We start from the raw sequence: 24,914 nt of genomic DNA on the forward strand, positions 1-24,914 counted from the left end.
CCATGATCGCATCATCCGACATCACAGTTGAAGAACTGAAAGAACGCCTTGCCAAAGGAGAAACACCTGTAATCATAGACGTAAGAGAAGACTGGGAGCACCAGGAAACCAACATAGCAGGAGCAAAAAACATACCTTTAGGAGCGCTTCCGCAGCAGCTGGAAGACCTGGAAGAGTTGAAAGACCAGGAAGTAATCGTGCATTGCAAGTCAGGCGCAAGATCTGCCACGGCAAAGGCCTTTATGCAGCAGCAGGGCTTTAACAATGTGCGTAACTTGTTAGGCGGAATTACGGCATACAACGGCTAAGCATAAGCCAGTTAATCTATAAAAAAGGGGTAGAGGCACAACAGATGCTTCTACCCCTTTTCTTTTTTTCGGCAGGCTGTGTTTTATACTTTAGAGTATCTTACTCCAGTATAAAAGGAGAGGGGCTGAAGCAAAGTATAAGTATAGCAAAAGCCAAAATCGCCAGCACGCGCCGGGCAGGTGTGATAGATGTTTCGATGATGCTGGACGGGTGGAACAGCCCCATTACCCTCGACAGCAGCAAACCGAAGACCATCCAGCCGCTATAGCCGTCGGCTTGTGGGTAAAATAATACGATAAGCACCTGTGCAGCAAGTATAACACCAGCCAGGTACAGGCTATACGTCAGCTTAGGAGTAGCCGGCTGCAGTACAAACACCAAGTAAAGCAAATAGTAAGGCCACATCCAGATATGCGCCTCAAAAGCCGGAAACAAGCCCGATAAACTATACTGCAGCAGGAACAAGCCAAAGGTGGCCCCAAGTGCAAATTTGCGGTCTTCCAGTAACTTTAAAAAAGCCCAGTAGGCAAAAGGCGTAAAGATGATCAGCAAATCCTCGGACCACAGCGGCTCGTTATAAGGCGATATTACCCCCAGGCCGGCATAAAGTATAAACAGGCTGAAGAAGACAGGGGAAAGGCGATTAAAACGCTCATACCCGATAAGCCCATAAAGCACGTGCCCGCCATCCAGCTGGCCGATCGGTAGCAGGTTAAGGGCTGTAAAGAACAGGGCAAGGTAGCCTGCAAACAGCAAAGGGTAGTGCATCATCTCGTACTGGTTAGGCACCAGTGCCGGGTCTGCCACATACTGCTCGAAAAGTACAAACAGCAGGTTCTTGCCAAGGGCCAGATTCCCAAAACCGTTCTGGTACACCTGCTGCGCATAATCCTGCCCAAACTGTCTGTACTCAGGGTGTATCGTGAAAATATACTCCGGGTCTGGCAGGTTTGTAAAAGCATAGAACAACAGCGGTATGGCCACTACAAAACCAGCCAACGGACCGGCAATGCCAATATCAAAAAACTGCTGCCGCGACAGTATCCTGCTTTTGATGCGAATAAAGGCCCCCATGGTACCAATAGAAGAGGTGATGCCAAACCAAAGCGGTATGTAGTAGGGCAGGGTAACTTTAGTGCGATAATATTTTGCCGTAAAGTAGTGGCCAAACTCATGCACCGTCAGCACGCCCAGGAATGGCAGCGAAAAGTATAAACCACGCAGGAACTCTGCCCAGGTTATACTTCCTGTCCAGGTAAAGCCCTCTCTGCCTACAAAAAACAGCTTACCAAAGGTCCACTCGGTACCGGCAAGGGTAGTTGTTACCAGCGTGATGCAGAAAAGTAGCAGGTGCAGCCCGTATGTCTGCCGCTTGCTAAACTGCCTCATTCGCAAAAAACTCATTAATGGTAAGCGGAGGCTGCAGATGTAGAGTATTGATGCCTATGGCACGCGCACTTTCAATATGCTGTATGCTGTCGTCTATAAACAAGGTTTCTTTTTTGGCCAGGTTGTGGCTATCGAGTATCAGGTTAAAAATAGCTTCATCGGGCTTGCGCTTGCCCACCAAGTGCGAGTAGTACGCTTCCTCAAACAACGAGTCTAGGCTTGGGATAGAGAAGCTATCTTCTACTATTTTATTAAAAGCCTCCAGGTGAATGGCGTTGGTATTGCTAAGCAGGAAAATGCGGTACTTCTTGCCCAGTTCCTGTAGCAGGTCGATACGCTCCTGCGGTATATCCAGTAGCATGGCGTTCCAGGCGGCATCTATCTGTTCGTCGGTAACGTCGCGCATCTGGTAGGTTTCGCGCAGATCTTTTCTGAACTCCTCCGGCGAGCTGTTGCCGGTCTCAAACAGGTCAAACAAATGCGACTGCTGTTTCTGGCTATACTCTACTGTACAGTCGTCTTTGCACAGTTTCTGCAGCTCTTTTATACTTTTATGGTAGTCTATGTTTATGATTACTCCGCCCAGGTCGAAGATGATATTTTTAATATTTGTAAGCTCCACGAAAAAAATGTTTGTTTAGTATTTGATATATTGAATGCAAATATGTAAAATTGCACTCCCAATTCAAAGGAAGCACTTCTAAAGCGCACCTCCTTAAAGGGAACGGGCCTATAGCTCATTCGGTTAGAGCAACTGACTCATAATCAGTAGGTGCCTGGTTCGATTCCAGGTGGGCCCACAGAAAATCAAGCACTTACGAGGTAAAACTTGTAAGTGCTTTTTTGTTATGGATGAATATGTAGCTAGAAACAGTTTAAATATGCCCTATGTAGTTATCTGAAATGCTTAAGGTGATGGCTACAAAAACCTAAGTATGTTGTCGCACACTTTTTCCATACCTGATAAATACAAGCACCACCACCAAAGCCAGCACTGCCAAGCCTACCCATGCAGTCGTTATAATTTGAGGACTTTCTTCCACTCTAATCTCACGGTGTTTTAAAATAATGCCGTAAAGTGCCCAAATTCCAACCAATCCAATAAAAGGGTTAGACCTGCTGAAGACTACAAACATCACGATTAAAGTTGCTGCTATAATCATAAGAGTAGTCCAAAGCCCCTCACTTAAGCCAAAGCCATCCCATCCTAAACCAACCAAAGCAGAACTGATGTTGGCGACAGTGGCGATGATGATCCAGCCAAAGTATAAACTAAGCGGCACTTGTGTAAGCCAGCGGGACGCGGCAGAGCGGCTAGTGTCAAAGATGTTCAGCCGCAGGTGCATTGCCAGCAGCGTTGCCAGCTGAATAAGGATAAGTACCGCTGAGATAACCAGCCACTCATTTACCCAGGCGATGGTCCAGGCGCCGGTTGCCAGGTTGTTTGCCATGAACAGGAATCCTAATCGCTGCAGGTCTACATTGGTCTCATGGCTTACAGGCTCCTTAAAAGCTTTAATTAAATGAAAGATGCAAAAGGCCAAAAGCCCCAGGTAAATAAGCCCCCAGATAGAAAATGTAATGCCTGCAGGGGTGAAAAGTGCCGGGTACTTAGCTGACACATCGCCAATAGTCTGGTTATTAAAAACCTCCAGCTGCGTGAGCTGCGAAGGTACCAGGTGCAGCAGGAAAAACAGGGTGTTTAGTATGGCCAGTGTTTTTATATTTTTCATAGTATAGGAGGATGTGCTATCATTTGTACTTTAGGAAATAGCTTAGCAACCAATTTGTTTAGACTAAGATGCTGAGGGTTGGTAAACTATTTCCTTCAGTGTTAAAGGGTATTACCGCAATAGTGTGGTTAAAGTTGAGGTGACATTAATCCAGCCTATTATACTTCACCTCTCACATACCAGCCTAACTTGCCATATCCTAAAACCCCATACTTACCTGTAAAAACATATTTCTGCCGGGGCGTGCTATTTGGCCCCAATCGAGATGCTCCCGGTACAGTACGTCAAAGATATTTTCGATACCCGTATTCAGCTGCCATACTTTCTTCTCTGTTTCCTGTTGATAACCGGCGCGCAGGTGCCAGAGCATAAAGCCTTCGGTAGGTTGTTCTCTGAAACGCTCACTGTTTCGGTTCTGTGCTGCTGTGATTTCAGTTTCGCCCTGTACCCATAAGTTATCGCCAAAGTACTTCCTAAGGGAGGTTACGTTGCGCAGCGGCGGCATCATGGGCAATGGTTCGCCGTTTGTGTTGCGGCCGTAGTTATACTTTAGTATGCTTACCAACTGGGTATAGCCAGTAATGTTGTATACGACGCTTGCTTCTGCACCGGCAAGTAAAGCATACGGCGTGTTCTCGTATACTTTTACGCCATGGGCACCTGCCGTCATAGCGCTTAGGCTTGGATCGAATGTACCTACAATGTAGTTCTGCACCCGCGAAGTATAGGCTGTGGCCTGAACCCGCACACGCGGCTCCTGCCACGAAAGTGTAAACTCGCTTTGTATACTTTGCTCGGGTTTTAGATTTGTATTGCCTAGGTAATCAAAGCCATCGAACTGACTAAAGAGGTAAAAACCGTAAAGTTCGCTGGCAGTAGGTGTCCGTCCGTTAAAACCGGCAGATACTAAGGCTTTCAGTTTTTTATAAACCGTATGGCTGGCCTGCAGCGATACCGACGGAATAACGAACTGGCGCTGCGTGCCGGTGTAGCCAAACACAGACAACTGATCACGTCCCTCACGGGTTGTTACGGCATAATCAGACACATTTACACGACTATTCAGTTGGAGCTGGGTTTTTTCTCCGGCCTGCAAGTTATATTGCGCTGCTATTCCCGACTGCAACTGGCGGTTGTCGGGCCAGGTAAGCATATACATCGGCGATTGCCCGTCTTGGTACATGGTCATGGAGGCGCTTAAGTAGCTGGCTGAAGCATCTGCACGTAGCGTTAGTTGTTGATTGGATCTGGTTGAGGTAGTGCCTTCTGCAAACATGCCTGCTGTTTGGCTCAGCCCAGGCATATCCATTCGAATGGGTAAGTCGGGGCGGGCGCTATCGTCCATGTAGTGGGCAACTTGGTTAGCGTATAGGCGCGTTTCCAGGCGTCTCCAGCGTTTCTTATTATTCTCCCGCACCAGGCTTATGGCTCCTATTCTTGCCTTGGCTAGGCCCACATCCATTGGCAGTGCCGGAAAGCCAATGTTCCAGCCATCGTCAAAGATCAGGTCGGCTTTCAGAACAAGATCTGGCTGCAATAGCAATTTACCATTGAGGGCATAGTTGGCTTTCTCGTATTGCGAATACAGCACCTTTTCGCCGTTGCCGTTGCGATAGTTCTGGCTTTTGCGGTAAGTGCCAGAGGCCCGAAGTCCCCAGGTTGGAGTAGCGTAGTTCAGCCGCAAACTACCCAGCATGGCATTGGCCGCCGATTGAAAGCCACTGCTTACCGATCCAGATAGCCTGCGCTCGTCAGAAAGGTCGGCCTCGGCCAGTTTCATGTTAAGGCTGCCTCCAATGGCTGCTCCCTGCATCGCACTGCCGCCTGCCGTGTGTACTTCTATACTTTGTAGGTTTAGTGGCTCGATGTAGATAGTGGCCGGATCCATTTTATCAGTACAGGCACCTTGTATCCTCATTCCATCCAAAGTAACACTTACCTGACCTGCACTAAAAGCCCGTATAGTGGGCTCCATGCCATAGCTGCCGCGCCTAATAAACGATACTTCCGGCATCCGTGACATCAACTCTTCGGTAGTTGCAGCCTTGTTGGCATAGTAAAACTCCTGCAAGTGTTTCTGGTGACTATGGGCCTTAGTTTTTATGGCAACCTCCTGCAACATAATGGTCCGCACAGAGTCAGGAGATATGGAATTTTGTTGGGCATAGGCAGGCAGTACTGACAGCGCAATGGCACCGAGTAGGAGAGGTGTTTTCATTTCCTTCACCTTTTATAATTTTGAGAAAGCTGCTGGCACTCAGGTACAGTTGAGCGCCAACAACATTAAATTAGAAGTTGACTTCGAAGTAGAGTTTACCAGCTTCTCCGGTAGCGTCGTTGAGTGTCAGGTTCAGGTACCAAAGGCCCGTCATGGTAAAGTTTACCTTGCCTTTGTAGTGGCCATTGCCGCTGTGCGTAGGGTTCACGTTATTAGGCGAGCCATGGCCCATAGTTGGCATTTCGGGCTCCAGTGCTATTGTCAGGTTTGTTACAGCAGGGAAATCCATCATCGAGTTTCTCTTATACATAGCTACCTCCATGTCGTTTATGCCTATTTTGGGCTTTTGTGGCTGCAATAGGGCTATATAATAGCGTGTACCGTCTGTTGCAGAAACCAGTGACTTTAAACGGCTGGTTGCTGGCTCTTTAATAGTAACAGGAGCGGTTAAGGTACCGGTTTTTCCATTTGCTTGCACTTGCACATCTAGTATCCAAGAGCCCATATCACCGGAGGGCATCGTGAACACTACCGCACCCGGAAAATAACCGTCTTGGGCTTGGTTAGAAGTCGGGTTTTCGATTGGTGAGGCATGCTTCATTGTGCCCATGTCCATAAGTGGCTTAAAACTAACAGTTGCTTGCTCTATGCGCTTGCCGGTGGCGTCGAAAAGGGCGATGTAAATTGGGTTATAGCCTGTTGTTAATTCTTCAGTGCTGTACACTTCTACTTTTATGTCGGTTCCGTCGGCAGTGCCTTCAGCTATTTTCTGGTAAGCAATGGTTGGGGTTGGCGTTTCGTCATCGGAATTGCAGCCAGTTGTAAATAATGTTATTAAGGAAAGGGCCCATAGTGTGAGCCATATATTCTTTTTCATGGGTACTCTTTTTTTTAAGCCTTTAAAGTAAGGGCTAATAATTAGGTATAAACTTTTAACGCAGGATTTTATACTCATGCGGATAGCCTTCTGTGCCTGTAAATGCACAGTAACTAAAGCCTGAAGCATATAGGAAATCAGGCTGCACGTTTGTAGCAGCTTGTTTTGGTATGCTAATATAAAAAAGTGTTATACCTGTGGCGGGTGGAAGCAGGCAGGATGGAAGGAGTAACGGTAAGAGCTCTCCTGAAATACAGCGTGTGCCGCAACTGCTGTAATAGCCGCAAGCGCATTATCAGAGGCAGGAGCGGGTGCCGTAAAAGGACTAATATGCAGCTTAAGTGTAAGGCCGGAGGTATCAGTTTCAGGCGCTTCGGTTTTATTAAGTTGTTTTTTAAGGTAACACTTACCTTCGCAGTTAAGCTGAGGCTTGTCTTTGTTCTCGCAAAGCACCGCCGCAATGTAAGCCTTATTGGCAAAATAAGACGAGAACACGATCCCCTTGTAGGATACCTGCAGGGTTATCAGAAGTAACAATATGACTGCAATTATTCGCCTCATTTCAAAAGCAAAGGTATGCACTAGGGTTATTAATCCAAATGATCCTTGTCATAAAACAGGAGGTATAATGAATAGTTGCTTAGATTGTGAAGTATAAAGCTAAGATTAAATTATTGGCTGTTGCCACTATGCTACTTCAATTAGTAAGTATAAAAGTCTCATGAAATCTGAGATATTTAGTCATGCAAACCATTGACTTAGGCTCCAGATTTATACTTTGTTTTTAGAGTTATGTGCTGTTTTAAAAAGTCGGGCTAGTTATGTTCATCGAGGTGCTGGCGGGCTTTTTCATAGGTTCTGTGTACTGTACCGGCTGGATGCTCAGCAGGCGTATAAATAGAGTATAGTTTTAGCTCTGTGTTGCCTGTGTTCCGGATGTGGTGGTAATAACCTGCCGGTATAAGTATAACCCAGTCGTCGGATACTGTTCTCTCAAAACTCAGCTCTTTTTCTGATTTGCCCATGCGTACCAGGGCCTCGCCTTGTTCTATCCTGATGAACTGGTCTATGTTTCTGTGTACTTCCAGGTCAATTTCTTCGTTAGGCTTAAGCGACATAAGCACCAGTTGCAGGTGCTCTCCTGTCCATTGGGTATTGCGGTAATGTGGATTGGCTATAGTGGCTTCTTCTATATCCAGCATCCAAGGTTGTTTGCCCATATCACCGGTTTCCTGCTGCACCTGTTGCCCTTTTGCTTCTTTAACCACTACGCCGCGTTGCTCGCTACAGGCAGTAAGTGCCAGAAAAGTAAGCAGGTAAGCTGCAAGAGGCGGCATACTTGTTTTATTAGTTTTCTTCTTTTTCATAGCTCAGGTTTTAAGGGTGGTGGTTTGCTATAAATATGTGATAAGTGATAATCAAAGATATGCTAAGCTGGTGGATCGAGAAGTATACTATTGCAGTAGCAGGCTTCTTCGGCTACAGAATAACAATTTTTTAGCACGCTTACCTAAGCAAACAAAAAGGAGAATTTCACTCAGAATGTAGGCCGTTAACCTGCCAAAGCTTGCAGCATTAATAAGTATGGCTTTATCAGAGAATGGTAAGAGTATAGGTTGTAATAAGCAAATGGCTTAACAGGATCGGTTCTGTAGGGAGCCAAGCAGTATTTATTTACAGGTAATAAAGGATTATTTTATCAGGGGAGAAGAGAATGTGCAATTTACTTTTTATACTTTTCCAACCACTCCAAGGCACTTTTCCTATCGGTAAACAAGCGGGTAGGGTTCTGTGGCTTATTAACCATGATAAAAAAATTGGCAGACATTTTAAGCATAGGCGAACCTACCAAAATTGCACTAGCGGACACAAGATCGTTTCCCTCATTGGCAAGATAATCGCGGGCATCCTTAGTAGATTGTTTTATTCTGGTGATATCAAAAAAGCTAGGGTAAGTTTCCTGGCCGATAAAATTTAAGCGATCCTGTACGCATTTCTTAGCGATAGCAAGATCAACTAATTCTACGTCTTTGTAGATACAGTATAAAATTCCATCCTCCATGAACAGCTCTAAATACTCTGTTAACTTAGTTCTTGTATTTTTTTCAGAATTTGCCATTCAATTTGAATAGATTTTATAGATCGCTTGTTAAGCACATTACTAATGCAATTATAATTAAAATACGTGGCAAAAATAAGGCACAATAATATTTTAGATACGGTGGATTCGGTCCTCTCAGTTTCTAAAAAGAAGGGAATCATCCATCTGCACGCAGAAGACCAAACACTTAGCGGACAGCATTTAACATTAAACGGAACAAAAGTATTGCATTTTGGTACCTGCGGCTATCTTGCCCTGGAGCACCACCCGGAAGTAAAACGCGGTGCCATTGAAGCAATAGAGCGTTTTGGTACTCAATTTCCGATGTCGCGCACGTATATTTCCAACCCGCTCTATAGTGAGCTGGAAAGCCTGATTAAGCAGATGTACAATGTGCCGGCAGTAATATCGAAAAATTGCACGCTTGCCCACCTGACTACCATACCAAGTATAATTCGCCAGTCTGATCTGGTAATATTGGATCACCAGGTACATGCCAGTGTGCAGGAGGCTGTTAAGAAGCTGCTAAGCCAGGGTGTTACCGTTGAAATGATACGCCATAACAACCTGGAGATGCTCGAAGATCGCATTAAAAAGCAACGTAGTAAGTATGAGCGCATCTGGTACATGGCTGACAGTGTATACTCCATGTATGGCGACTTTGCCCCAATTAAGGATATGATAGCGTTGGCTGAAAAGTATGAGCAACTATACTTGTATGTAGACGATGCGCACGGTATGAGCTGGGCCGGAAAAAACGGCTCTGGCTATGCCATGAGCCAAATGCCGGAAGGGCTGTACCATAAAATGATCCTGACGGCAAACCTGGGTAAAGCCTTCGGTGCCTGTGGTGGTTTGTCGCTGTTCCCGACCGAGGAATGGTATAACAAAGTGAATAATTTTGGAGGGCCGCTTACCTTTTCGGTGCAGATAGAGCCTGCGACTTTGGGTGCAGCTATTGCCTCTGCCAAAATACACCTGAGCAACGAGATCTATGGTTACCAGGAAGAGTTACAGAAGAAAATAGCATATTTTAATAAGTTGCTGAAAGAAACAGAACTGCCGCTGGTGCACGAATGCGAAAGCCCGATTTTCTATATCGGCACCGGTACCATGGATATGGGAAATCACCTAGTGCAGGCCCTGCTCAATGATGGTATTTATGTAAACCTGGCTACATTTCCGGCAGTTCCGGCCAAAAACATAGGAGTTAGAATAACTATTTCTTTAAGTAACTCTTTTGAGGATATCGAAGAGCTGGTGAGCAAGCTGAGAGTACACTTTAAAGAGGCGCTGGTAGCAACCAACCAAACGAAGGATAACATCCGGAAAGCATTTAAAATGCCGGCACTAACCTTAGCTCAAGCTGCTTCAGTACCTGTTGTAGGCAATAGCCTGGCAGTTAAACGTTATACTACCATACAAGCAATAAATCCTCAAATCTGGAACAAGTACCTGGGTAAGCGGGGCATGTTCGATTGGGATGGTTTGAAACTTCTGGAAGAGTCTTTTAGCGACAACACAGAAAAGGAGAATAACTGGGGCTTTAGGTATTATGCTGTAGAAGATGCGGAAGGTAGGATTATACTGTTAACGTTTGCGGTAGTAGCGCTTTTAAAAGAAGATATGTTCTCGCAGGCATCTATCTCGAAAGCAATTGAACGAGAAAGGCTGGCAAACCCTTATTACCTTACATCAACAGGTATTTTAATGGGGAGTCTTTTTACCGAGGGCAACCACCTATACCTTGACAGAGAGAGCCCATACTGGAAAAATGCACTTAAAGCGCTGATGGCGGAACTATACAAAGACCAGGATAAGGAGAACGCAAGCAGTATTTTGTTAAGAGACCTGGATGCCAACGACCCCAAAATGGACGAGTTTATGGTAGAGCAGGATTTTGTAAGGTTGGATTTGCCGGAGTCTTGTGTCGTAGAAAACCTTAACTGGAAAACGGAAGAAGAATTTAGAAAAACGCTCACAAAGAAAGGCCGTGAAAACTTTGTGCAAAAGATAAAGCGATATGAGCATTATTTTGATGTACAGGTGAAGAGCCGCCTCTCCGACGATGAGTTGCAACAAGCAATAACATTGTTTAAAAATGTAAAAGGCAACAATTTTGCTATTAATAACTTTCTGTTCCCGGATAAGCTTTTTTATGCGCTAAACGAAAACGATTCATGGGAATTTGTAGTGCTGTATATTAAAGAGGAGTACTCTATAAACAGAAAGCCTGTGTCGGTGGGTTTTTGCCACAAAAATTTTGACAATGTATACAGTTTTATGCTGGTAGGAATGAACTATGAATACCTGCTGGAGTATAATATTTACAGGCAAACCCTTTACCAGGTAATTAAGCGAGCAAATGCCTTAAACTGCAAAAAAGTGAACTTTGGAATATCCGCCACTCTAGAGAAGAAAAAAGTTGGCGCGACACCATATCCCAAAGTTGGATATTATCAGGCAAAAGACAACTTTGCAATGGAAATGATCGGTGCTACTTTTGCAGTAGAGAAGGAATAAGGCTTTGGCCAAACAAATCAGAATATAATTTATACAAGTGAAAGTTCTTAAAGAGAGAATAGAAGAAATCATAACCTTGATTGCCGAAGTAGCCAACGGTAACTTTGACTATCAGTTAGAGGTTTCGGAAACCGGCGATGAGATGGATGCAGTTATTGCCGGTGTTAGTATGCTGGGGCAGGAGCTTAAGAACTCAACAGTATCAAGAGATTTTATGCAAAGCATCTACCAGGGTGTGGTAGATATGCTGCTTGTACTTAACACCGACTGCACTATCCGGAATGTAAATGAGGCTTTTGAGGAGGCCACTGGCTACAAAGAGTCTGATCTGGTTGGAAAGCACCTGACTGATGTATTTAAGCTAGAGGATAACTATGACCTTAACACAGGATTGGTTAAGCTGGAGCAAGAAGGTAAGTGCCTTAACCTGGAACTGTTGCTGCACACAAACCAAGGCCAGTCAATCTCTACATCCTGCTCGCTGTCTTACCTGACGAACAACAAAAAGGAAAAAGACGGAATTCTGATTATAGCCAAGGATATTACAGAGCAAAAGCTAAAGGAGAAAGAGTTGCAGGAGGCAAAACAGAGAGCTGAAGCTGCTAACGAGGCTAAAAGCCATTTCCTGTCCAGCATGAGCCATGAGATACGCACGCCGTTAAATGGCATACTTGGTTTTTCTTACCTGTTGCAGGACACGCAGCTTAACCCAACACAGGCGCAGTATGTAAACCTAATTAAAACATCGGGCTCTAATCTGTCTAAGCTACTGAATGATATACTTGATTTCCATCGCATAGAACAAGACCGAATAGCCATAGAAGCTATACCGTTTGATATCAGACAGACTGTAGCCTCGCACCTGGAGCCGTACAAATACCTGGCTGAAGACAGAAGCATTTCCTTCTCCTATACCATAGCTGATGAAGTGCCTCAAGTTGTAATCGGCGACCCTACACGTATCAGTCAGGTGCTTATAAACCTGATAAGTAACTCTGTTAAATTTACGGAGGCAGGAAGTATAAGTGTGCATTGCCAGCTAAACGAAATCTCTGAAGCAGAGAGTACTGTTATACTTCGCTTTACAGTTACTGATACCGGTATCGGTATTCCGGCAGATAAGCAGGCTGTTATCTTTGATTCGTTTACGCAATCAGATCTTTCTACTACGCGTAAGTATGGCGGCTTTGGCTTAGGGTTAGCTATAAGTAAAAAGCTGGTTAATTTAATGCAGGGAGATATGGGCGTAACGAGTCCGCCAGCCGGACAGCAGAATGGTGCTTCGTTTTGGTTTAGCGTAAAGCTAAAGTATGTGGCAGCAAACAATGCCGTACAACCCGAAGCAGATGAAGCAGAATTATCCTACAAACTGGATGACGGTACTAGTATTTTGGTAGTGGATGATAACGCCATTAATGTGTTGCTGATGCAGGACGTACTCGAAAACTTCGGTGCCCAGGTAGCAGTTGCCCAGAATGGCGAAGAAGCCGTTAAAATGGCTATGCTCAACACCTACGACCTAATTTTTATGGATATTCAGATGCCGGTAATGGACGGATTGGAAGCAGCTACCAAGCTCCGGAGGTCAAATGTTATCAGCCCTATTATCGCTTTCTCAGCCAACGCCTATAAAGATGATATCGCTAAAAGCCTGAAAGCAGGTATGAATGATCACCTTTGCAAGCCATTCACCAGCAAAGATCTGGTTTCTGTGCTTAAGAAGTGGGTATAGCACTCAGCAAAGTATAACGATAAAAATTAAAGCGCCTCTCCTAAACCGGAGAGGCGCTTTTTTAGATAGTAGATAGGTAGTAGTTAATTTATTAACCTACACCGTTTCCGTCGCCTTGTTTGGCATCGTCGTTACGGATAGATTTTTTACGGCGCGGTGGTTTCTGCTGGTCCATTTTGCCGAAGCTGTAGTTAAAGCTAACACGAACACCACGGTTATAATTGTTAATGCGAATGCGCTGCTCGTAAGGTACCGGGTTGATGGCAGTTGGCTCATTTACTTCCACATCGTTTGCCATTCTCAAGCTTCTTCTGAACGGGTTGTCCAGGCTAAGCGTAATGCCACCTTTCTTATCGAAGAGCTCTTTCTTAAAGGCCAGGCTATGGAAAGAGAAGGAGTTAAATTTACCCAGCAGCTGCACACGGCGTGAATTAAAGCCACCGTTAAACTGAGCACTAATGCCTTTGCCAAAGCTGTATGAGCTGTTTGCATTGATGTTATACATCCAGCCACTGTTGCTAGTATACTGGCTCTTCAGGTCTACAAAATAGATGTTGGAGCTACCGCCGATGGTCCAGTTATTTGTAGGCTTCGTGTTGCCGAACAAACTCATGCCATAAGTTTTATTCTGAGCAATGTTTCTGAAAGAGAGGGTGGTAATGTTTGTCTCCGGATCAACCTCTACTACTGTTTCAATGGCATTGTCTGTTTCGCGCATGTACAGGCTGGCATTAACCGAAGTTGTTTTAAAGTAGGTGCTATAGCCTGCCTCGTACAAATTAGTCAGTTCCGGATCCAGGTCGATGGAGCCTTTAATTTGCGTGTTGGATGTTTGTTCCTGACGGAAAGGGTTCAGGTAAAACAACGACGGACGCTGGATACGCTGTGTAAAGTTTGCCTTAAAAGTATGCTTTTGCTTTAAGGTATAAGACAATGCTACACTAGGTATAAAGTGTTCGTAATCATCTTTGATAAATTTGGTTTCGCTACCAGATTTAAAATTGCCGTCTATGTCGGTTTGCTCAAAGCGGCCACCTAGTTTGATATTAAGCAGTTTCTTCAGCGTGAACCCGTATGTCAGGTAAGCAGCTTTTACATCCTGCTCGTAAAGGAAAGACTCTGTTCTTTCACGTTCATCGCCTCTATCGGTTACATCATACAAACCATCGCTGGTCACATCCCTGAAAATGGTCTTGGCACCGATCTCCAGCATAGTTTTGTTGCTAAACGGATGGGTATAATCTACTTGAAACGTTAATTCATCATTGCCACCGTCGTTTACGTTGCGCTGCAGGTAAAAAGGCGCTTCGCCAGAGGTAAACCTGTCCTGGAAGTTGCGTGTTTCGGTATCAGTGGTGCTAAGCTGCGAAAGTATGGCTAACTCCTGCTGCGGCTTTTTAAAGTAGTGCGTAAAGTCCAGGTTATAATCGATTCCCTGGCGCTGGTTGCGGTTACGGATGTCGTTAAAGAAGTTGTTTGTAATCTCTCCGTTCTTTCTGTCAGTACTTTCCTGGTCGTTCTGCATGTTAAACTTACCACCGTTCATACGTATGCCACCAGTTAGGCTGTTCTTTGGTGTTATATCATATTCAAAACCCAGTTGGCCGTTCATAAACCTACCATTAATATCTGTTTTACCAGACTGGAAAGAGTTGCTTTGGGTGGATGGGATGATAATGGTGTTGGTCATGTCGCCGTGGTTATAGAACATGTTGCCACCAAAGTTTCCGTTAATGCCCAATTTGCCGCGGCGCACATTCAGGCTAGCGTTACCGTTGCTGCCACGTGTGCCTGCTGCCAGCGCCACCGAGCCAGTTACACCTTGCAGGCCACCGTCGCGCTTGGTAATAATGTTAATAATACCAGCTGTACCTTCTGCGTCATACTTGGCAGATGGGCTTGTAATCACCTCCACAGATTTGATTTGGTCGGCAGGAATCTGCTTAAGGGCATCGGCAATGTTACCGGCCATGATGGCAGAAGGCTTGTTGTTGATCAGCACGCGCACATTAGAGCTACCGCGCAGCTGCACGTTACCATCCGTATCCAGTGATAGCGACGGTACCTTCTGTAGCACATCGGCTGCGTTGCCGCCTGCATTGGTAATGTCTTTATCAGCGTTGTAAACGGTGCGATCTATTTTCTCCTCCACCAGTGGCTTTTCACCGGTAATCACCACTTCGCTCAGTTTCTTAGTATCAGATGCCAACGACACTGAACCCACGTTCACATCGGCGTTATCAGAGGCTACAGTTACATTCTCCATAGTTTGTAGCTGATAACCCAAAAACGACACGTTCAGTTTATACTTTCCGGCTGCTACCTTGGTAATGGTAAATCGGCCTTTATCGTCGGCCATAGTACCGTCTATTGGCTTGCCTGTAGCCACACTGATCAATGCCACTGTAGCAAACTCGATTGGTTGTTTGGTGTCGGCATCCAGGATAACGCCGCTAATTTTGGCGTTGCCTTTTGGTGCTGTTGCACCTGGCATAGCTGCGGTTTGCTGCTGTGCCGGGCGTGCCTGCTGGCCAGCTGGTGCCTGAGCAAAGGCAGGAACTGTGCTTAGGCCGAGCAATAGTAGTAGTACATTTTTCTTCATAGTCTTACTGGAAAAGCTTTTGTATATTGTTTGTATAGGCTTGTTAAGTGATTTTTAGCAGTTTTTTACTGCCTCCTGATACAAAGTAAACTTGCATTTTTGAGCTGCTAAAACAGAATATACCAATACATAGCAATTCTATATAAATAGGCTTTAATAACCGATAAGCAGTTGGTAGGTAGATTAGGGGCTTTGGTCGGTTGGGAGAGGGTACCTGTTGTTGGTTTTTAATAGCTAATTGATAGAAGGGTGAGCATATTAACCAACAATGAATAAACAGATGGCATTTTGAGCCTACGCTTATACTTTATACTTTCGCAAAAAAGACAACAGATGGAAGTTAACTTAACACGCTTAGATCAGGATTTTCATTTTGCGGCTACCGGTACAGCTGGTGTTGCCGTGCACATGGATGGTAACCCTGAAATTGGCGGACACAACCAAGGTGCCCGCCCTATGGAAATGCTGCTGATGGGCCTTGGCGGCTGCAGCGCTATCGACCTGATCCAGATACTAAAGAAGCAGCGCCAGCAGATCGGCTCAATCGACATGAAAGTAACCGCAGACAGAGAAAAAGTAGACGAGTACACGGAGTTTCGTAATATTAACATCCACTTTAAACTAGGCGGCCCTTTAGACGAGGAGAAAGTACACAAAGCCATCAAACTATCGCTGGAGAAGTACTGCTCGGTGGCCATGGTCATTTACAAGACCTCCGATATAAGCTATACTTTAGAACTGGTGGGCTAAGCCGCTAGTTTGGCCACATACTTTACCAGCGAACGCTTGGCAATGGGCAGAAGCGAATTCTCAAGCGGTACTGGTACTTTAGATATGACCGCAAAAGTAGCAGGGTTTGGCAGCTCCTGGCGCTCGCGCAGCAACTGTACTTTCAGACTTTCGTGTGTTAGTGCCAGGCCACGCCTCACCGTTTGCAGGTGTTGTGTATTTATGCCCCTGTATTTTTCGTAGGTGTTTTCAAAAACTGTTATGCGGTAGAGGTATACCTGGGTTTCTTTGCCCGGAAAAGCTTCCAGGAAAAAGTAGCCTTCGTTATGGTAAATGGGAGTGATGCCTACCGGGCTTATCTCGAGGTGGCGCTCCACAAAATCGTATAATTCTTTGCCAGACTCTACGGCTTCGCCAAAAAGTGGAGCCGCATACTGTACGATTTCCTCTATCTGCTGCATCGTCTCGTCATCATCCACAATTTTCTCATACACAAGTTCCAGCTTCTCAAAATCGGCGCGGCTAATGCGTTGCGGAAACGATTCGTATACTAGCTTTTTGTGTTCTTTTACCTGTAACAGGTTACGGTAGTGCATGATCAGATCTGAAAATACGGGATAAAGTCGGTGCTTCCCAAACTCAGCTTTGGCTGCCTGTAAGTAAGCCAACAGCATATACTTTTTATACTCGAAATCTATCAATCCTTCGGTCAGCCAGTTGATGGGTAGGGTGTTCATAGGCCTTCAACTTTATAGGTTAACGTTTTTGTTTTAAACGATAAGTAAGCAGATTGGGGTTTGTTACGACAGTTCTTTTTATGCTGCAGAGAGTATATTATCTCCTGCAGTACCACTTTACTGTACTAAAATTATAGGCTAAGGGCAGTTTTGTTGTTTAACAAATCGGAGAGCCTTACGTTATTACCCTAACACTAAAGTAGGAGAGAGTCCTGCTTAGTCTAATATTAAAATGAAAACATATGAACTATACAGAGAATTTTGAAGGTATAAAGTTAGATGTGCAAGCTGTGGATATCGAGATTTCGGATGCTATACAAGATAACATCCGCAAAAAAATATCGAAGCTAAAACGCCACGCAAAAAAGATAGACTCCGTGGATGTATACTTTAAAGAGGAGGCAAACCAATCTACAAACACGAAGAGCGTGCGTATGCGCGTAGGCGTGCCGGGCAACGATGTTTTTGCCCAGGACGAAGGCGATAACTGGTACCAGCTGCTAGACAATGTAGAGGATAAACTTACGCGCCAGCTGCAGAAAAAATAAGCTAACGTTGGCAAAAACATAAAGGGCGCTGCTTCGGTAGCGCCCTTTATACTTTTATTGATTTACTTAAACCCAAACAGCAGCGGAAACAGGAATACCACAATAATAATCCAACCAAGATAGACAGGTAAGTATACGGCAATTGATCTTCCTACACGCTCTGTACCAACTTTTCTTTGCACTACTCTGAACAGGTTAACCGCAACCAACAGTAAATTTGCCAAAATAAGCAGGTTGCCACCTAGCACGGCCAGCCTGTTTGGTGTTATGCCCCATTCTGCAATTCGGAACAAGATGGCCGAAAGAGCGATACCGTTTACTAGAATGGTTACAATGGATAGCAGCAGCAGAATCCAGTTAGAAGATGTACTGTTGTTGTTCCTGGAGCTCTCTGCCACCGAAAAGAAGATAATAGCCATGACCCCAATCAGGAGTAAGTTAAAAATAATGAGGAACTCACGGTCGTTGTAAGGGTCTTTGCCAGAGTATAAAATGGCAGAAAGGTATATAACAAGCATACCCAAAACCAACGGACTGAATATTTTAGCAATAACCGGCGACACTTTGCTCACCAGCTGGGGATTTGTTTGGGTTAAGTAGGTGCCAACTATAGGCGCTGCTGCCAACCCGAAGATGCCAACGTACTCAAAGTATAACTCTTCAATTTGAAACCCAATAAGCGCGAAAAGTCCGATAGTAAGACCAGTCATAATGCCGCCGGCAATTAAAATAAGAGTTGTCATCACGATTAAGTCACCGTTATACCTTAAAAAGTCGAGCCGTTTGCTGTAGTCATACAGGTTATTGCCCACAAACGCAGAGCCTAACGTTGCCCATATCAGCAAAGGCAAATGGATACAGGCTAATATAAGGGTATCGCTTGTATTGGATACTGGCAGGAGGTTAATGTATACAAGCGAAACCAAAATCACACCGCAGATTGCCGCAATAAGTTTTGGTTGCAGGTTGTTCTTCCATGCAAAGTAGGCCGCCAGGAGGGGCAGAAAAATAAAGCTTATATTTCTGGGGTAAAAAAACTCTTCCTGTACTTGAAACATGGCCGGTATTTTGGCAATAAACCCTGCTACAAGGCCGGCAATAATCACAAATAATAACTCTCTGCCGGTGCCCCAGTTAATTTCATCGTTTTCGTAATTCAACCTTTCGTTCCAGAAATCAGCGAGCATATTCCCCTTAAGATCCGGATAAATCGTGCTAAACTCCCTTTTGAAAGTAGCCCTGTTGCTGCGATACAGCTTTTCAAGTTGGCTGGGGTTGTTTAGGTGGTTTAGTATTTGGTCTTTCATAGCTGCCTACCGTACATTTTAAAAGTATAGCGATAATTATCTATTGGTTAAGTGATTTGTTTGTATGAGGTTATGATGCCCTCATCTACGTTTCATAGTTTATCAATCATATCGCCAAGGTCGCTTACTCCGAGGGTAAACATAATTAGTATTATACCGAGGATGATCTTTACAAGAAGTGGAATGGAGAAACCAAGCTTTTGCCTGAAGTAGGTATTTGCCGGCGGAAAGTAAACCAGTGAAAGAAGAAGGTACACTGTTCCAGGTACCGGGTGTACTAAAACGATATTCAGTACACCCACCACCAAAACAACTATACCAAAAAGCCAGCTGCCTATTTGCAGCGCTAGAAGATTGTCTTTCATACTTTTAAAAGTTTAACTGCCGGCGAAAGGCGTTCCAAATATTCCAACTGCCAGTTCAGCCCATATCAGGAAGAGAGCAAAAAGTATAACTGCAATAATCCCGATACGGTAATTCCAGTTCGTTACTTTTCGCATTACAAGCTCACAAAGTAACCCAGTGCTGAGCAGCAGGATACCCATAATGATAAAGTCGTCAAGGTTCCAGTTCACTTCATTTGTAAACTGCATTGCTACCATCGGAATAGAAAGTATAAATGCTACTGTGAGCACAATGCCGGTAAGTCTTTTGTTTTGCGTAATCATACTATTGAGTTTTTAAAGTTGATGTGTTGGTTTATTTAATTTATAGATGCTTAAAAGCTGTTCATCATAAGCTCGATCTTATCGAATAATTCACCTACGCCCATGGCTGCCCAGATAATAAAGATGCCCAGCAGGATCTTTATTAACCACATTTTAGAGATTGAGAAGCCAACAGTTTTTTGGAGAATGGCGTTAACCGGCAGGAAGTAAACAAATGAGAGGAGAAGTATAAACACGCCGAACCCCGGGTCATTTCCCCAGAATGTGTTTACTATACCAATCGCAAAAGCAACTGCTCCGAACAGCCAGCTAATGATAGTTAAAGCAATAGCTCCGTCGTTTGGGGCTACTTCTCCTTCAATGTTCTTTTTGATAGTCATGATGTTATGGTTTTAGAAAGTGAGTAGTCAGAATTTATATGATGATCAGATTAATCCCACATGGTGCCGTTTAGTCCTAGTACAGTACCCAGCCACAACACAACAAAGAGTACAAACAGGCTTAAGAGATTAGCAATTGTCCGTCTCCAGCCGCCCTCGCAACGCAGGTGGTCCATATTAAAATAGAATAGACCACCCAAGGCACCTGCAGCCGGAACTACAAGCAGCGGTTTTATCATCCAAAACTTTGGCCATTCCGGGTCAGGTTCTCCGGCTCCGAAGAGAAAAAACGAAATAAGAACCAGGCCTATACCTGCGCCCTGCAGCATTCGTTTACCCACTGATGCTGTATGAATAGGTTGATTTTGATATTGATTTCTTTGAGTCATGACACAGATATTTTATAAGCTTATTAGATGTGATTTGATGATCCGTAAACATTTGCCTGATTTTGCATCTGTTAGTTTGGCCCGCTCATGCCTAGTGCAAAACTTATGGCCAAGAGTAAAATATAAACAAGTGCACTCAGAATATTAGGGAAGGCTGTGCTCCAGCCGCCCTTGTATGTAAGCCTTGCCAGCAAATAATAGAATGTACCACCCAGCGCACCGGCCAGTGTAACAAGTAAAAGCGGCAGCAACCACCAAAACGTTGAGGCATCAGAGGTTGGTCCTCCGCCAAATAACAAGCAGATAGCAACCAGTGCGAAGACCAGGCTAGCTCCCAATAAGGCATTTTGGCCAAGTGGTGCCGGCTTTTGGAGTTGGTTTTGTTCAGTCATGGAATTACTATGCTATAATGTTTGCTTTTGCTTTAAAGTACTTTGAATCTCAAAGTATAAGTTTAAAAAAATATTAACCGTCTTTTCTGTTGTTTAAAATAAGCTGTTCCAGTGCATCCAAATGGTTATTAAAAGCTTCGCGGCCTGCCTCGGTAGCATGATATGTTGTGTTGGGCTTTCGGCCTACAAACTGTTTTTCTACGCGCAGGTATTCTGCTTCTTCCAGTGCACGCAGGTGGCTGGCCAGGTTACCATCTGTAAGTTGCAAAGTTTCTTTCAGGGTGTTAAAATCAACTTTGTCTTCCACCATCAGCACAGACATAATGCCTAAGCGTGCCCTGCTCTCAAAGGCCTTATTTATATTTTCGAGATAATCTTTCACGTGCCTGCTAGCGTTCGTATTTAAAATACATCAGAGTGCCATACACAACGTGCAGTACTCCAAAACCCACCGTCCAGGCTAACAACCCATACCCTACAAAAAAGCTGGCTACTAAACCCAGTATAATCTCAATCAGGCCTAAGTACCGGATGTCGCTGAGGGTATACTTACTGGCATTTAATAAAGCACAACCATAAAAAATAAGCATGGCAGGAGCTACCAGGTACAGCACTTCGTGGTACATCAAAATCGCACAAAAAACTCCTCCTGCTGCCAATGGAATAAACAGGTTAATTAACATGCGCTCGGTTTTACTATCCCATACACGATGGTTTTTCTTCTTGGCGTTTCGTGCCGTAAAGTAAGTTGCCGAGCAAAGAGCAAGTATAAATACAAACACCGCTACCGAAACCAGAAACAACAGGTCATCATTTGTAAGGCTGCTGCCTATGGTTTTACTATAGTCTATGCCATTTTTAACTAAATGCCACTTAACAACTGCCGCACCTATAAGAGCAGACACTCCCGCTGCAATGCCAGAAAGCCCGCTAAGCGAAATAAACCGTGAAGAACGATCCATAATGTTACGGATCTCGTGCAGGGTAGCTAACTGGTCTTGCTGTTGATTCATGTTAAAGTACTTTGAGTTTCAAAGTTAATAAGGCTTTACGTAATGTCAAGTATAGCGGATTAAAATATTTGATATTTTTTTATGTTACAAAAGTCTGTAACCCTTTTGTTGGCCAACAGTTATACTTACCACTTTTAAAAACCTTTAAAGTATGGCAGACCTATATTATAAAGATAAAACAGTAGTGATTACAGGAGGTGCACAAGGTATCGGGTTAGGTATGGCTCAGGTATTTGCCCGGGAGGGTGCCAATGTTATACTTACCGATGCCGACGAAGAGGCCGGCATGGAGGCAGTACAAAGGCTGCAGCAGGAGAAATTAAAAGCAACGTTTATACTTTGTGATGTTAGCCAGGAGCATGAAGTGGCCGCATTAATGGAGCAGGTAGGGGAGAAGTATGGCCAGTTGCATGCACTGATCAACAATGCTGGTATAGCCGATCCGTTTATGGGTGATCTGCAAAAGATGCTAATGTCGGAGTTTGACAGAATCTTGGCCGTAAACCTACGTGGGCCAGTATTGTGCTGCAAGTATGGTTTACCGCTTTTAAAACAGGCTGCACAGCCTGCTATACTAAACATCAGCAGCACTCGCGCCTTTATGTCAGAACCTAATACCTTTGCCTATTCTGCCTCGAAAGGTGGCCTGGAGGCACTTACCCATTCGCTGGCTATTAGTTTGGCTGAATACAATATCAGGGTAAATGCTATAGCTCCAGGTTGGATAGAAACAGGGGAGTGGCAAAAAGAAAGCCAAAGGTATAAACCAAAGCATAGCAAAGAAAATAAGGAACAGCACCCTGTTGGCCGTGTGGGCACTCCGGAAGATATAGCCGAAGCAGCGTTGTTTCTTTGCTCTGATAAAGCAGGTTTTGTTACCGGCCAAAGTATAACCATAGACGGAGGCATGACGGTTAAAATGATCTATAAATAGATTCGGGGAAAGAATTAGAAGTCTTTCATTATAAGTGGCTAGGTTAATCTGCTCCTGTAAGTATGATTTGAAAGTATACAAGACTACTCCAAGTCTCGGTTATTGTCACTTTCAAATCATACTTCCTAATTATCAATTCTCTAAGAAAACCCTTCCAGCTTTAAACAGGTAAATACATAGGCAAAAAGTATAGCCTATGGTAAGAGCTTCTGATAGTCCGCGACTGATCTATGTAACAAACCCCATGTGCGCCTGGTGCTATGGGTTTACGGCAGTGGTGCGCCGCCTGAGGGCACTGTGGCAGGGCAGGATAAAAGTAAAAGTATTGTTTGGCGATTTAAACGCTCATACTACCACACCATTAACAAGGGAAGAAAAAGACCAATTAGCCTTAAGCTGGCACCTGGTGCAGGAACGTACCTACCTGCCTTTCGATTACCGTTTCTTTAAAGAACAAGAGTTTGTATATAATACCGAACCTGCCTGCAGGGCTATGCTTTGCGTTCGACTGTTGCGTCCGGTACTAACTTTAGAAGTACTTCGGGCTATGCACTCAGCTTTTTATGCAGATGGCCTCGATCTCCGGAACCCGATGGTGCTTGCCCGAATAGTTGGTATGTTTGGTATTTCCGAAAACCTGTTTCTGACACTGTTTGAGTCGGAAGAGATTATGCAGCAGATGGAGGACGAGTTCGGGTATGTAGATGACATTGGCGCCGATACATTTCCGAGCCTGTTTTTGTTAACCAACCATGGCAGCGAGCAAATCTCCAGGGGGTATTTAGACATAAATGAGCTGGAACAACGGCTGCTGACAGTAATGGAACATGCTAACGGGTAAATTTTAGTCGCAATAAAGAGGTCACTAAAAATAACACCTCTCTTTATTGTAAACCAACAGGTTATATTCCATTATACTTGGTGCTACGGTTAACGTAGCTAAAATAAATGAACATACTTTCATTTATTTTAGGGATATCTGATTGCCAAAATATTCTTATGTTCGTATATTTAAGAACAAGAGCTCCTTTGTTCTGATATGAGCTAAACTAATATGAGAAGCAAAACAACAACTAACCAAGTAGACGAGTATCTCGATAACCTGACTCCAGAAAAACAATTATTGGCAAACGAAGTCCGCCGCATTATCCATAATTCGGTGGCGCACTTAGAAGAGTGCGTGCGCTGGGACTGCGCCTGCTATTTCTTTTACGGCCCTGTTTGCTATTTTGCCTCATCCCGCAGTGGTATCCACTTTGGTTTTTTCCGTGGCAAAGAACTTACAGACCCACACCGTAGGTTAGTTAGCCGCAACGGCCAAAATCCTCACATCAAAATAAGATCAATAGAAGACATAGACGAGAACTATTTTGCGGAGCTGGTGCGCGAGGCAGTTTACCTTAACCAAAATTAATTAAGGGCTAACAGTTTTTAAACGTACACACTTCCCCAGGAGCTTCCAGTTCTATGGTAACATGGCTGATACCGAACTCAGCCATCAGCTCCCGGATGGTTTGCTTTACCTCACTGCTTTGGGAGGTTACAAAACCATCTGGCAGAACGGCATGCAAACTCATAATGTTGTAGGTGCCATCCATTGTCCAGATGTGGAGGTCGTGTACAGATGCTACCTGTGGTAGTGCTTCCAGGCTTGCTTTTACATCATTGGTATTTATATGTGCGGGCGTTCCTTGTAGCAGTATCTTTAAGCTTTGGCGCAGATTGCGTACTACATTGTAGAGTACAAACACTGTAATGCCCAGCGATAACAAAGGGTCAATTACAGGCCAATCAAAAAAGAAAAGTATAATACCGCCTACCAGTACTGCCAACCAACCCAACACATCCTCTAACAGGTGCAGGCGCACAACCTTTTCGTTTAAAGACTCACCGCCCTTTAAGCGGAGCACCGCGGCACCGTTTACAAGCACCCCAAGTATAGCAAAACCAATCATGCCGGCGGCATTTACTGGCTCAGGGTTCCATATACGTGGAATTGCCTCCGAAAGAATGATGATAGATCCAACCAGCAGTATAACAGAATTTACAACAGCACCCAATAATGAGAAGCGCTTGTAACCAAACGTAAACTTAGCATCGCGCTGCCTCTTAGCCACTTTCTCGAAATACCAGGCAAGACCCAGCGAGAGCGAGTCACCTAAATCGTGCAGGGCATCCGAAAGTATGGCTACACTGTTAATCCAAATACCACCTATCAGCTCTATTAGGGTAAAACCCAGGTTCAGGAAAAAAGCAACCTTTATGTTGTCGCTGGTGTGGTGGTGGTGCCCATGACTGTGTCCGTGGTCATTGTTATGAGAATGTGCCATTGT

At 44.5% G+C, this 24,914-nt stretch carries 27 protein-coding genes and 1 tRNA gene; 9 read left to right on the top strand and 19 right to left on the bottom strand.

Features of this window, described 5'->3' with window-relative positions:
* The first annotated feature begins 2 nt into the window (after window positions 1–2).
* Entirely contained in the window at window positions 3–308 is a 306-nt protein-coding gene (locus WG943_RS14650; RefSeq protein ID WP_340410150.1) for a rhodanese-like domain-containing protein, read from the top strand.
* Window positions 309–408: 100 nt separating this feature from the next.
* Here WG943_RS14650 and WG943_RS14655 read toward each other — a convergent pair whose 3' ends face one another.
* On the bottom strand, window positions 409–1,698 hold the full coding sequence (locus WG943_RS14655; protein WP_340410152.1) for a site-2 protease family protein: 1,290 nt from the start codon (window positions 1,696–1,698) through the stop codon (window positions 409–411).
* Window positions 1,685–2,320, bottom strand: a complete 636-nt coding sequence (locus tag WG943_RS14660; protein WP_340410153.1) for an HAD family hydrolase — start codon at window positions 2,318–2,320, stop codon at window positions 1,685–1,687. Before WG943_RS14660 ends, WG943_RS14655 begins: the two co-directional genes overlap by 14 nt.
* A gap of 104 nt (window positions 2,321–2,424) precedes the next feature.
* Here WG943_RS14660 and WG943_RS14665 point away from each other — a divergent pair.
* Window positions 2,425–2,498 (top strand) — tRNA-Ile (locus tag WG943_RS14665).
* Between the two features lie 129 nt (window positions 2,499–2,627).
* Here the strand turns inward: WG943_RS14665 and WG943_RS14670 are convergent.
* From WG943_RS14670 to WG943_RS14695, 6 genes are all read right to left on the bottom strand, one after another.
* Window positions 2,628–3,431 carry a hypothetical protein gene (locus tag WG943_RS14670; protein WP_340410155.1) on the bottom strand — a complete coding sequence of 268 codons (804 nt, stop codon included), beginning with the start codon at window positions 3,429–3,431 and terminating at the stop codon, window positions 2,628–2,630.
* A gap of 199 nt (window positions 3,432–3,630) precedes the next feature.
* The gene (locus tag WG943_RS14675; RefSeq protein ID WP_340410156.1) at window positions 3,631–5,649 is read right to left on the bottom strand and encodes a TonB-dependent receptor plug domain-containing protein; all 2,019 of its coding nucleotides are present in this window, start codon (window positions 5,647–5,649) and stop codon (window positions 3,631–3,633) included.
* 70 nt (window positions 5,650–5,719) lie between these two features.
* Window positions 5,720–6,526 carry a FixH family protein gene (locus tag WG943_RS14680; protein ID WP_340410157.1) on the bottom strand — a complete coding sequence of 269 codons (807 nt, stop codon included), beginning with the start codon at window positions 6,524–6,526 and terminating at the stop codon, window positions 5,720–5,722.
* A gap of 189 nt (window positions 6,527–6,715) precedes the next feature.
* Window positions 6,716–7,087, bottom strand: coding sequence for a hypothetical protein (locus WG943_RS14685; RefSeq protein ID WP_340410158.1), 372 nt, complete (start codon window positions 7,085–7,087; stop codon window positions 6,716–6,718).
* 254 nt (window positions 7,088–7,341) lie between these two features.
* On the bottom strand, window positions 7,342–7,893 hold the full coding sequence (locus WG943_RS14690; protein WP_340410159.1) for a cupin domain-containing protein: 552 nt from the start codon (window positions 7,891–7,893) through the stop codon (window positions 7,342–7,344).
* Between the two features lie 356 nt (window positions 7,894–8,249).
* A complete protein-coding gene (locus WG943_RS14695; RefSeq protein WP_340410161.1) occupies window positions 8,250–8,645 on the bottom strand; it encodes a DUF7793 family protein in 396 nt (131 codons plus the stop codon).
* A 66-nt stretch (window positions 8,646–8,711) separates the two neighbouring features.
* Between WG943_RS14695 and WG943_RS14700 the strand changes: the two genes are divergently transcribed.
* On the top strand, window positions 8,712–11,150 hold the full coding sequence (locus WG943_RS14700; protein WP_340410163.1) for a GNAT family N-acetyltransferase: 2,439 nt from the start codon (window positions 8,712–8,714) through the stop codon (window positions 11,148–11,150).
* Between the two features lie 37 nt (window positions 11,151–11,187).
* Entirely contained in the window at window positions 11,188–12,882 is a 1,695-nt protein-coding gene (locus WG943_RS14705) for a PAS domain-containing hybrid sensor histidine kinase/response regulator (RefSeq protein ID WP_340410164.1), read from the top strand.
* Window positions 12,883–12,973: 91 nt separating this feature from the next.
* Here WG943_RS14705 and WG943_RS14710 read toward each other — a convergent pair whose 3' ends face one another.
* The gene (locus WG943_RS14710; RefSeq protein WP_340410165.1) at window positions 12,974–15,484 is read right to left on the bottom strand and encodes a TonB-dependent receptor domain-containing protein; all 2,511 of its coding nucleotides are present in this window, start codon (window positions 15,482–15,484) and stop codon (window positions 12,974–12,976) included.
* Window positions 15,485–15,772: 288 nt separating this feature from the next.
* Between WG943_RS14710 and WG943_RS14715 the strand changes: the two genes are divergently transcribed.
* Window positions 15,773–16,234 (top strand): OsmC family protein, encoded by a 462-nt coding sequence (locus tag WG943_RS14715; protein ID WP_340410167.1) that lies wholly within the window; start codon window positions 15,773–15,775, stop codon window positions 16,232–16,234.
* On the opposite strand, the gene WG943_RS14720 is transcribed toward WG943_RS14715, so the two are convergent.
* Window positions 16,231–16,950 carry a hypothetical protein gene (locus WG943_RS14720; RefSeq protein ID WP_340410169.1) on the bottom strand — a complete coding sequence of 240 codons (720 nt, stop codon included), beginning with the start codon at window positions 16,948–16,950 and terminating at the stop codon, window positions 16,231–16,233. The genes WG943_RS14715 and WG943_RS14720 overlap by 4 nt on opposite strands.
* A gap of 242 nt (window positions 16,951–17,192) precedes the next feature.
* Here WG943_RS14720 and hpf point away from each other — a divergent pair, with 242 nt between their 5' ends.
* Window positions 17,193–17,498 carry a ribosome hibernation-promoting factor, HPF/YfiA family gene (gene hpf, locus WG943_RS14725; RefSeq protein ID WP_340410171.1) on the top strand — a complete coding sequence of 102 codons (306 nt, stop codon included), beginning with the start codon at window positions 17,193–17,195 and terminating at the stop codon, window positions 17,496–17,498.
* A 62-nt stretch (window positions 17,499–17,560) separates the two neighbouring features.
* Here hpf and WG943_RS14730 read toward each other — a convergent pair whose 3' ends face one another.
* From WG943_RS14730 to WG943_RS14765, 8 genes are all read right to left on the bottom strand, one after another.
* Window positions 17,561–18,805 (bottom strand): hypothetical protein, encoded by a 1,245-nt coding sequence (locus WG943_RS14730; protein WP_340410172.1) that lies wholly within the window; start codon window positions 18,803–18,805, stop codon window positions 17,561–17,563.
* 92 nt (window positions 18,806–18,897) lie between these two features.
* Window positions 18,898–19,170 carry a hypothetical protein gene (locus WG943_RS14735; RefSeq protein WP_340410174.1) on the bottom strand — a complete coding sequence of 91 codons (273 nt, stop codon included), beginning with the start codon at window positions 19,168–19,170 and terminating at the stop codon, window positions 18,898–18,900.
* A gap of 12 nt (window positions 19,171–19,182) precedes the next feature.
* Window positions 19,183–19,473, bottom strand: coding sequence for a hypothetical protein (locus tag WG943_RS14740; protein ID WP_340410175.1), 291 nt, complete (start codon window positions 19,471–19,473; stop codon window positions 19,183–19,185).
* A 50-nt stretch (window positions 19,474–19,523) separates the two neighbouring features.
* Window positions 19,524–19,853, bottom strand: coding sequence for a hypothetical protein (locus WG943_RS14745; RefSeq protein WP_340410176.1), 330 nt, complete (start codon window positions 19,851–19,853; stop codon window positions 19,524–19,526).
* Between the two features lie 50 nt (window positions 19,854–19,903).
* Window positions 19,904–20,242 (bottom strand): potassium transporter KefB, encoded by a 339-nt coding sequence (locus WG943_RS14750; RefSeq protein ID WP_340410177.1) that lies wholly within the window; start codon window positions 20,240–20,242, stop codon window positions 19,904–19,906.
* Between the two features lie 71 nt (window positions 20,243–20,313).
* A complete protein-coding gene (locus WG943_RS14755; RefSeq protein WP_340410179.1) occupies window positions 20,314–20,634 on the bottom strand; it encodes a potassium transporter KefB in 321 nt (106 codons plus the stop codon).
* A gap of 73 nt (window positions 20,635–20,707) precedes the next feature.
* A complete protein-coding gene (locus WG943_RS14760; protein ID WP_340410180.1) occupies window positions 20,708–21,016 on the bottom strand; it encodes a winged helix-turn-helix domain-containing protein in 309 nt (102 codons plus the stop codon).
* A 7-nt stretch (window positions 21,017–21,023) separates the two neighbouring features.
* The gene (locus WG943_RS14765) at window positions 21,024–21,647 is read right to left on the bottom strand and encodes a hypothetical protein (protein WP_340410181.1); all 624 of its coding nucleotides are present in this window, start codon (window positions 21,645–21,647) and stop codon (window positions 21,024–21,026) included.
* A gap of 151 nt (window positions 21,648–21,798) precedes the next feature.
* On the opposite strand from WG943_RS14765, the gene WG943_RS14770 reads away from it, so the two are divergent.
* The 3 genes from WG943_RS14770 (at window position 21,799) to WG943_RS14780 (ending at window position 23,995) form a co-directional block, all read left to right on the top strand.
* On the top strand, window positions 21,799–22,581 hold the full coding sequence (locus WG943_RS14770; RefSeq protein ID WP_340410182.1) for an SDR family NAD(P)-dependent oxidoreductase: 783 nt from the start codon (window positions 21,799–21,801) through the stop codon (window positions 22,579–22,581).
* 196 nt (window positions 22,582–22,777) lie between these two features.
* Window positions 22,778–23,422 (top strand): DsbA family protein, encoded by a 645-nt coding sequence (locus tag WG943_RS14775; RefSeq protein WP_340410183.1) that lies wholly within the window; start codon window positions 22,778–22,780, stop codon window positions 23,420–23,422.
* A gap of 213 nt (window positions 23,423–23,635) precedes the next feature.
* A complete protein-coding gene (locus tag WG943_RS14780; protein ID WP_340410184.1) occupies window positions 23,636–23,995 on the top strand; it encodes a DUF1801 domain-containing protein in 360 nt (119 codons plus the stop codon).
* A gap of 7 nt (window positions 23,996–24,002) precedes the next feature.
* Here WG943_RS14780 and WG943_RS14785 read toward each other — a convergent pair whose 3' ends face one another.
* Window positions 24,003–24,911, bottom strand: coding sequence for a cation diffusion facilitator family transporter (locus WG943_RS14785; RefSeq protein ID WP_340410186.1), 909 nt, complete (start codon window positions 24,909–24,911; stop codon window positions 24,003–24,005).
* Between the last annotated feature and the right edge of the window lie 3 nt (window positions 24,912–24,914).

The sequence above is a fragment of the Pontibacter sp. H249 genome (assembly GCF_037892465.1).
Taxonomy (GTDB): Bacteria; Bacteroidota; Bacteroidia; order Cytophagales; family Hymenobacteraceae; genus Pontibacter.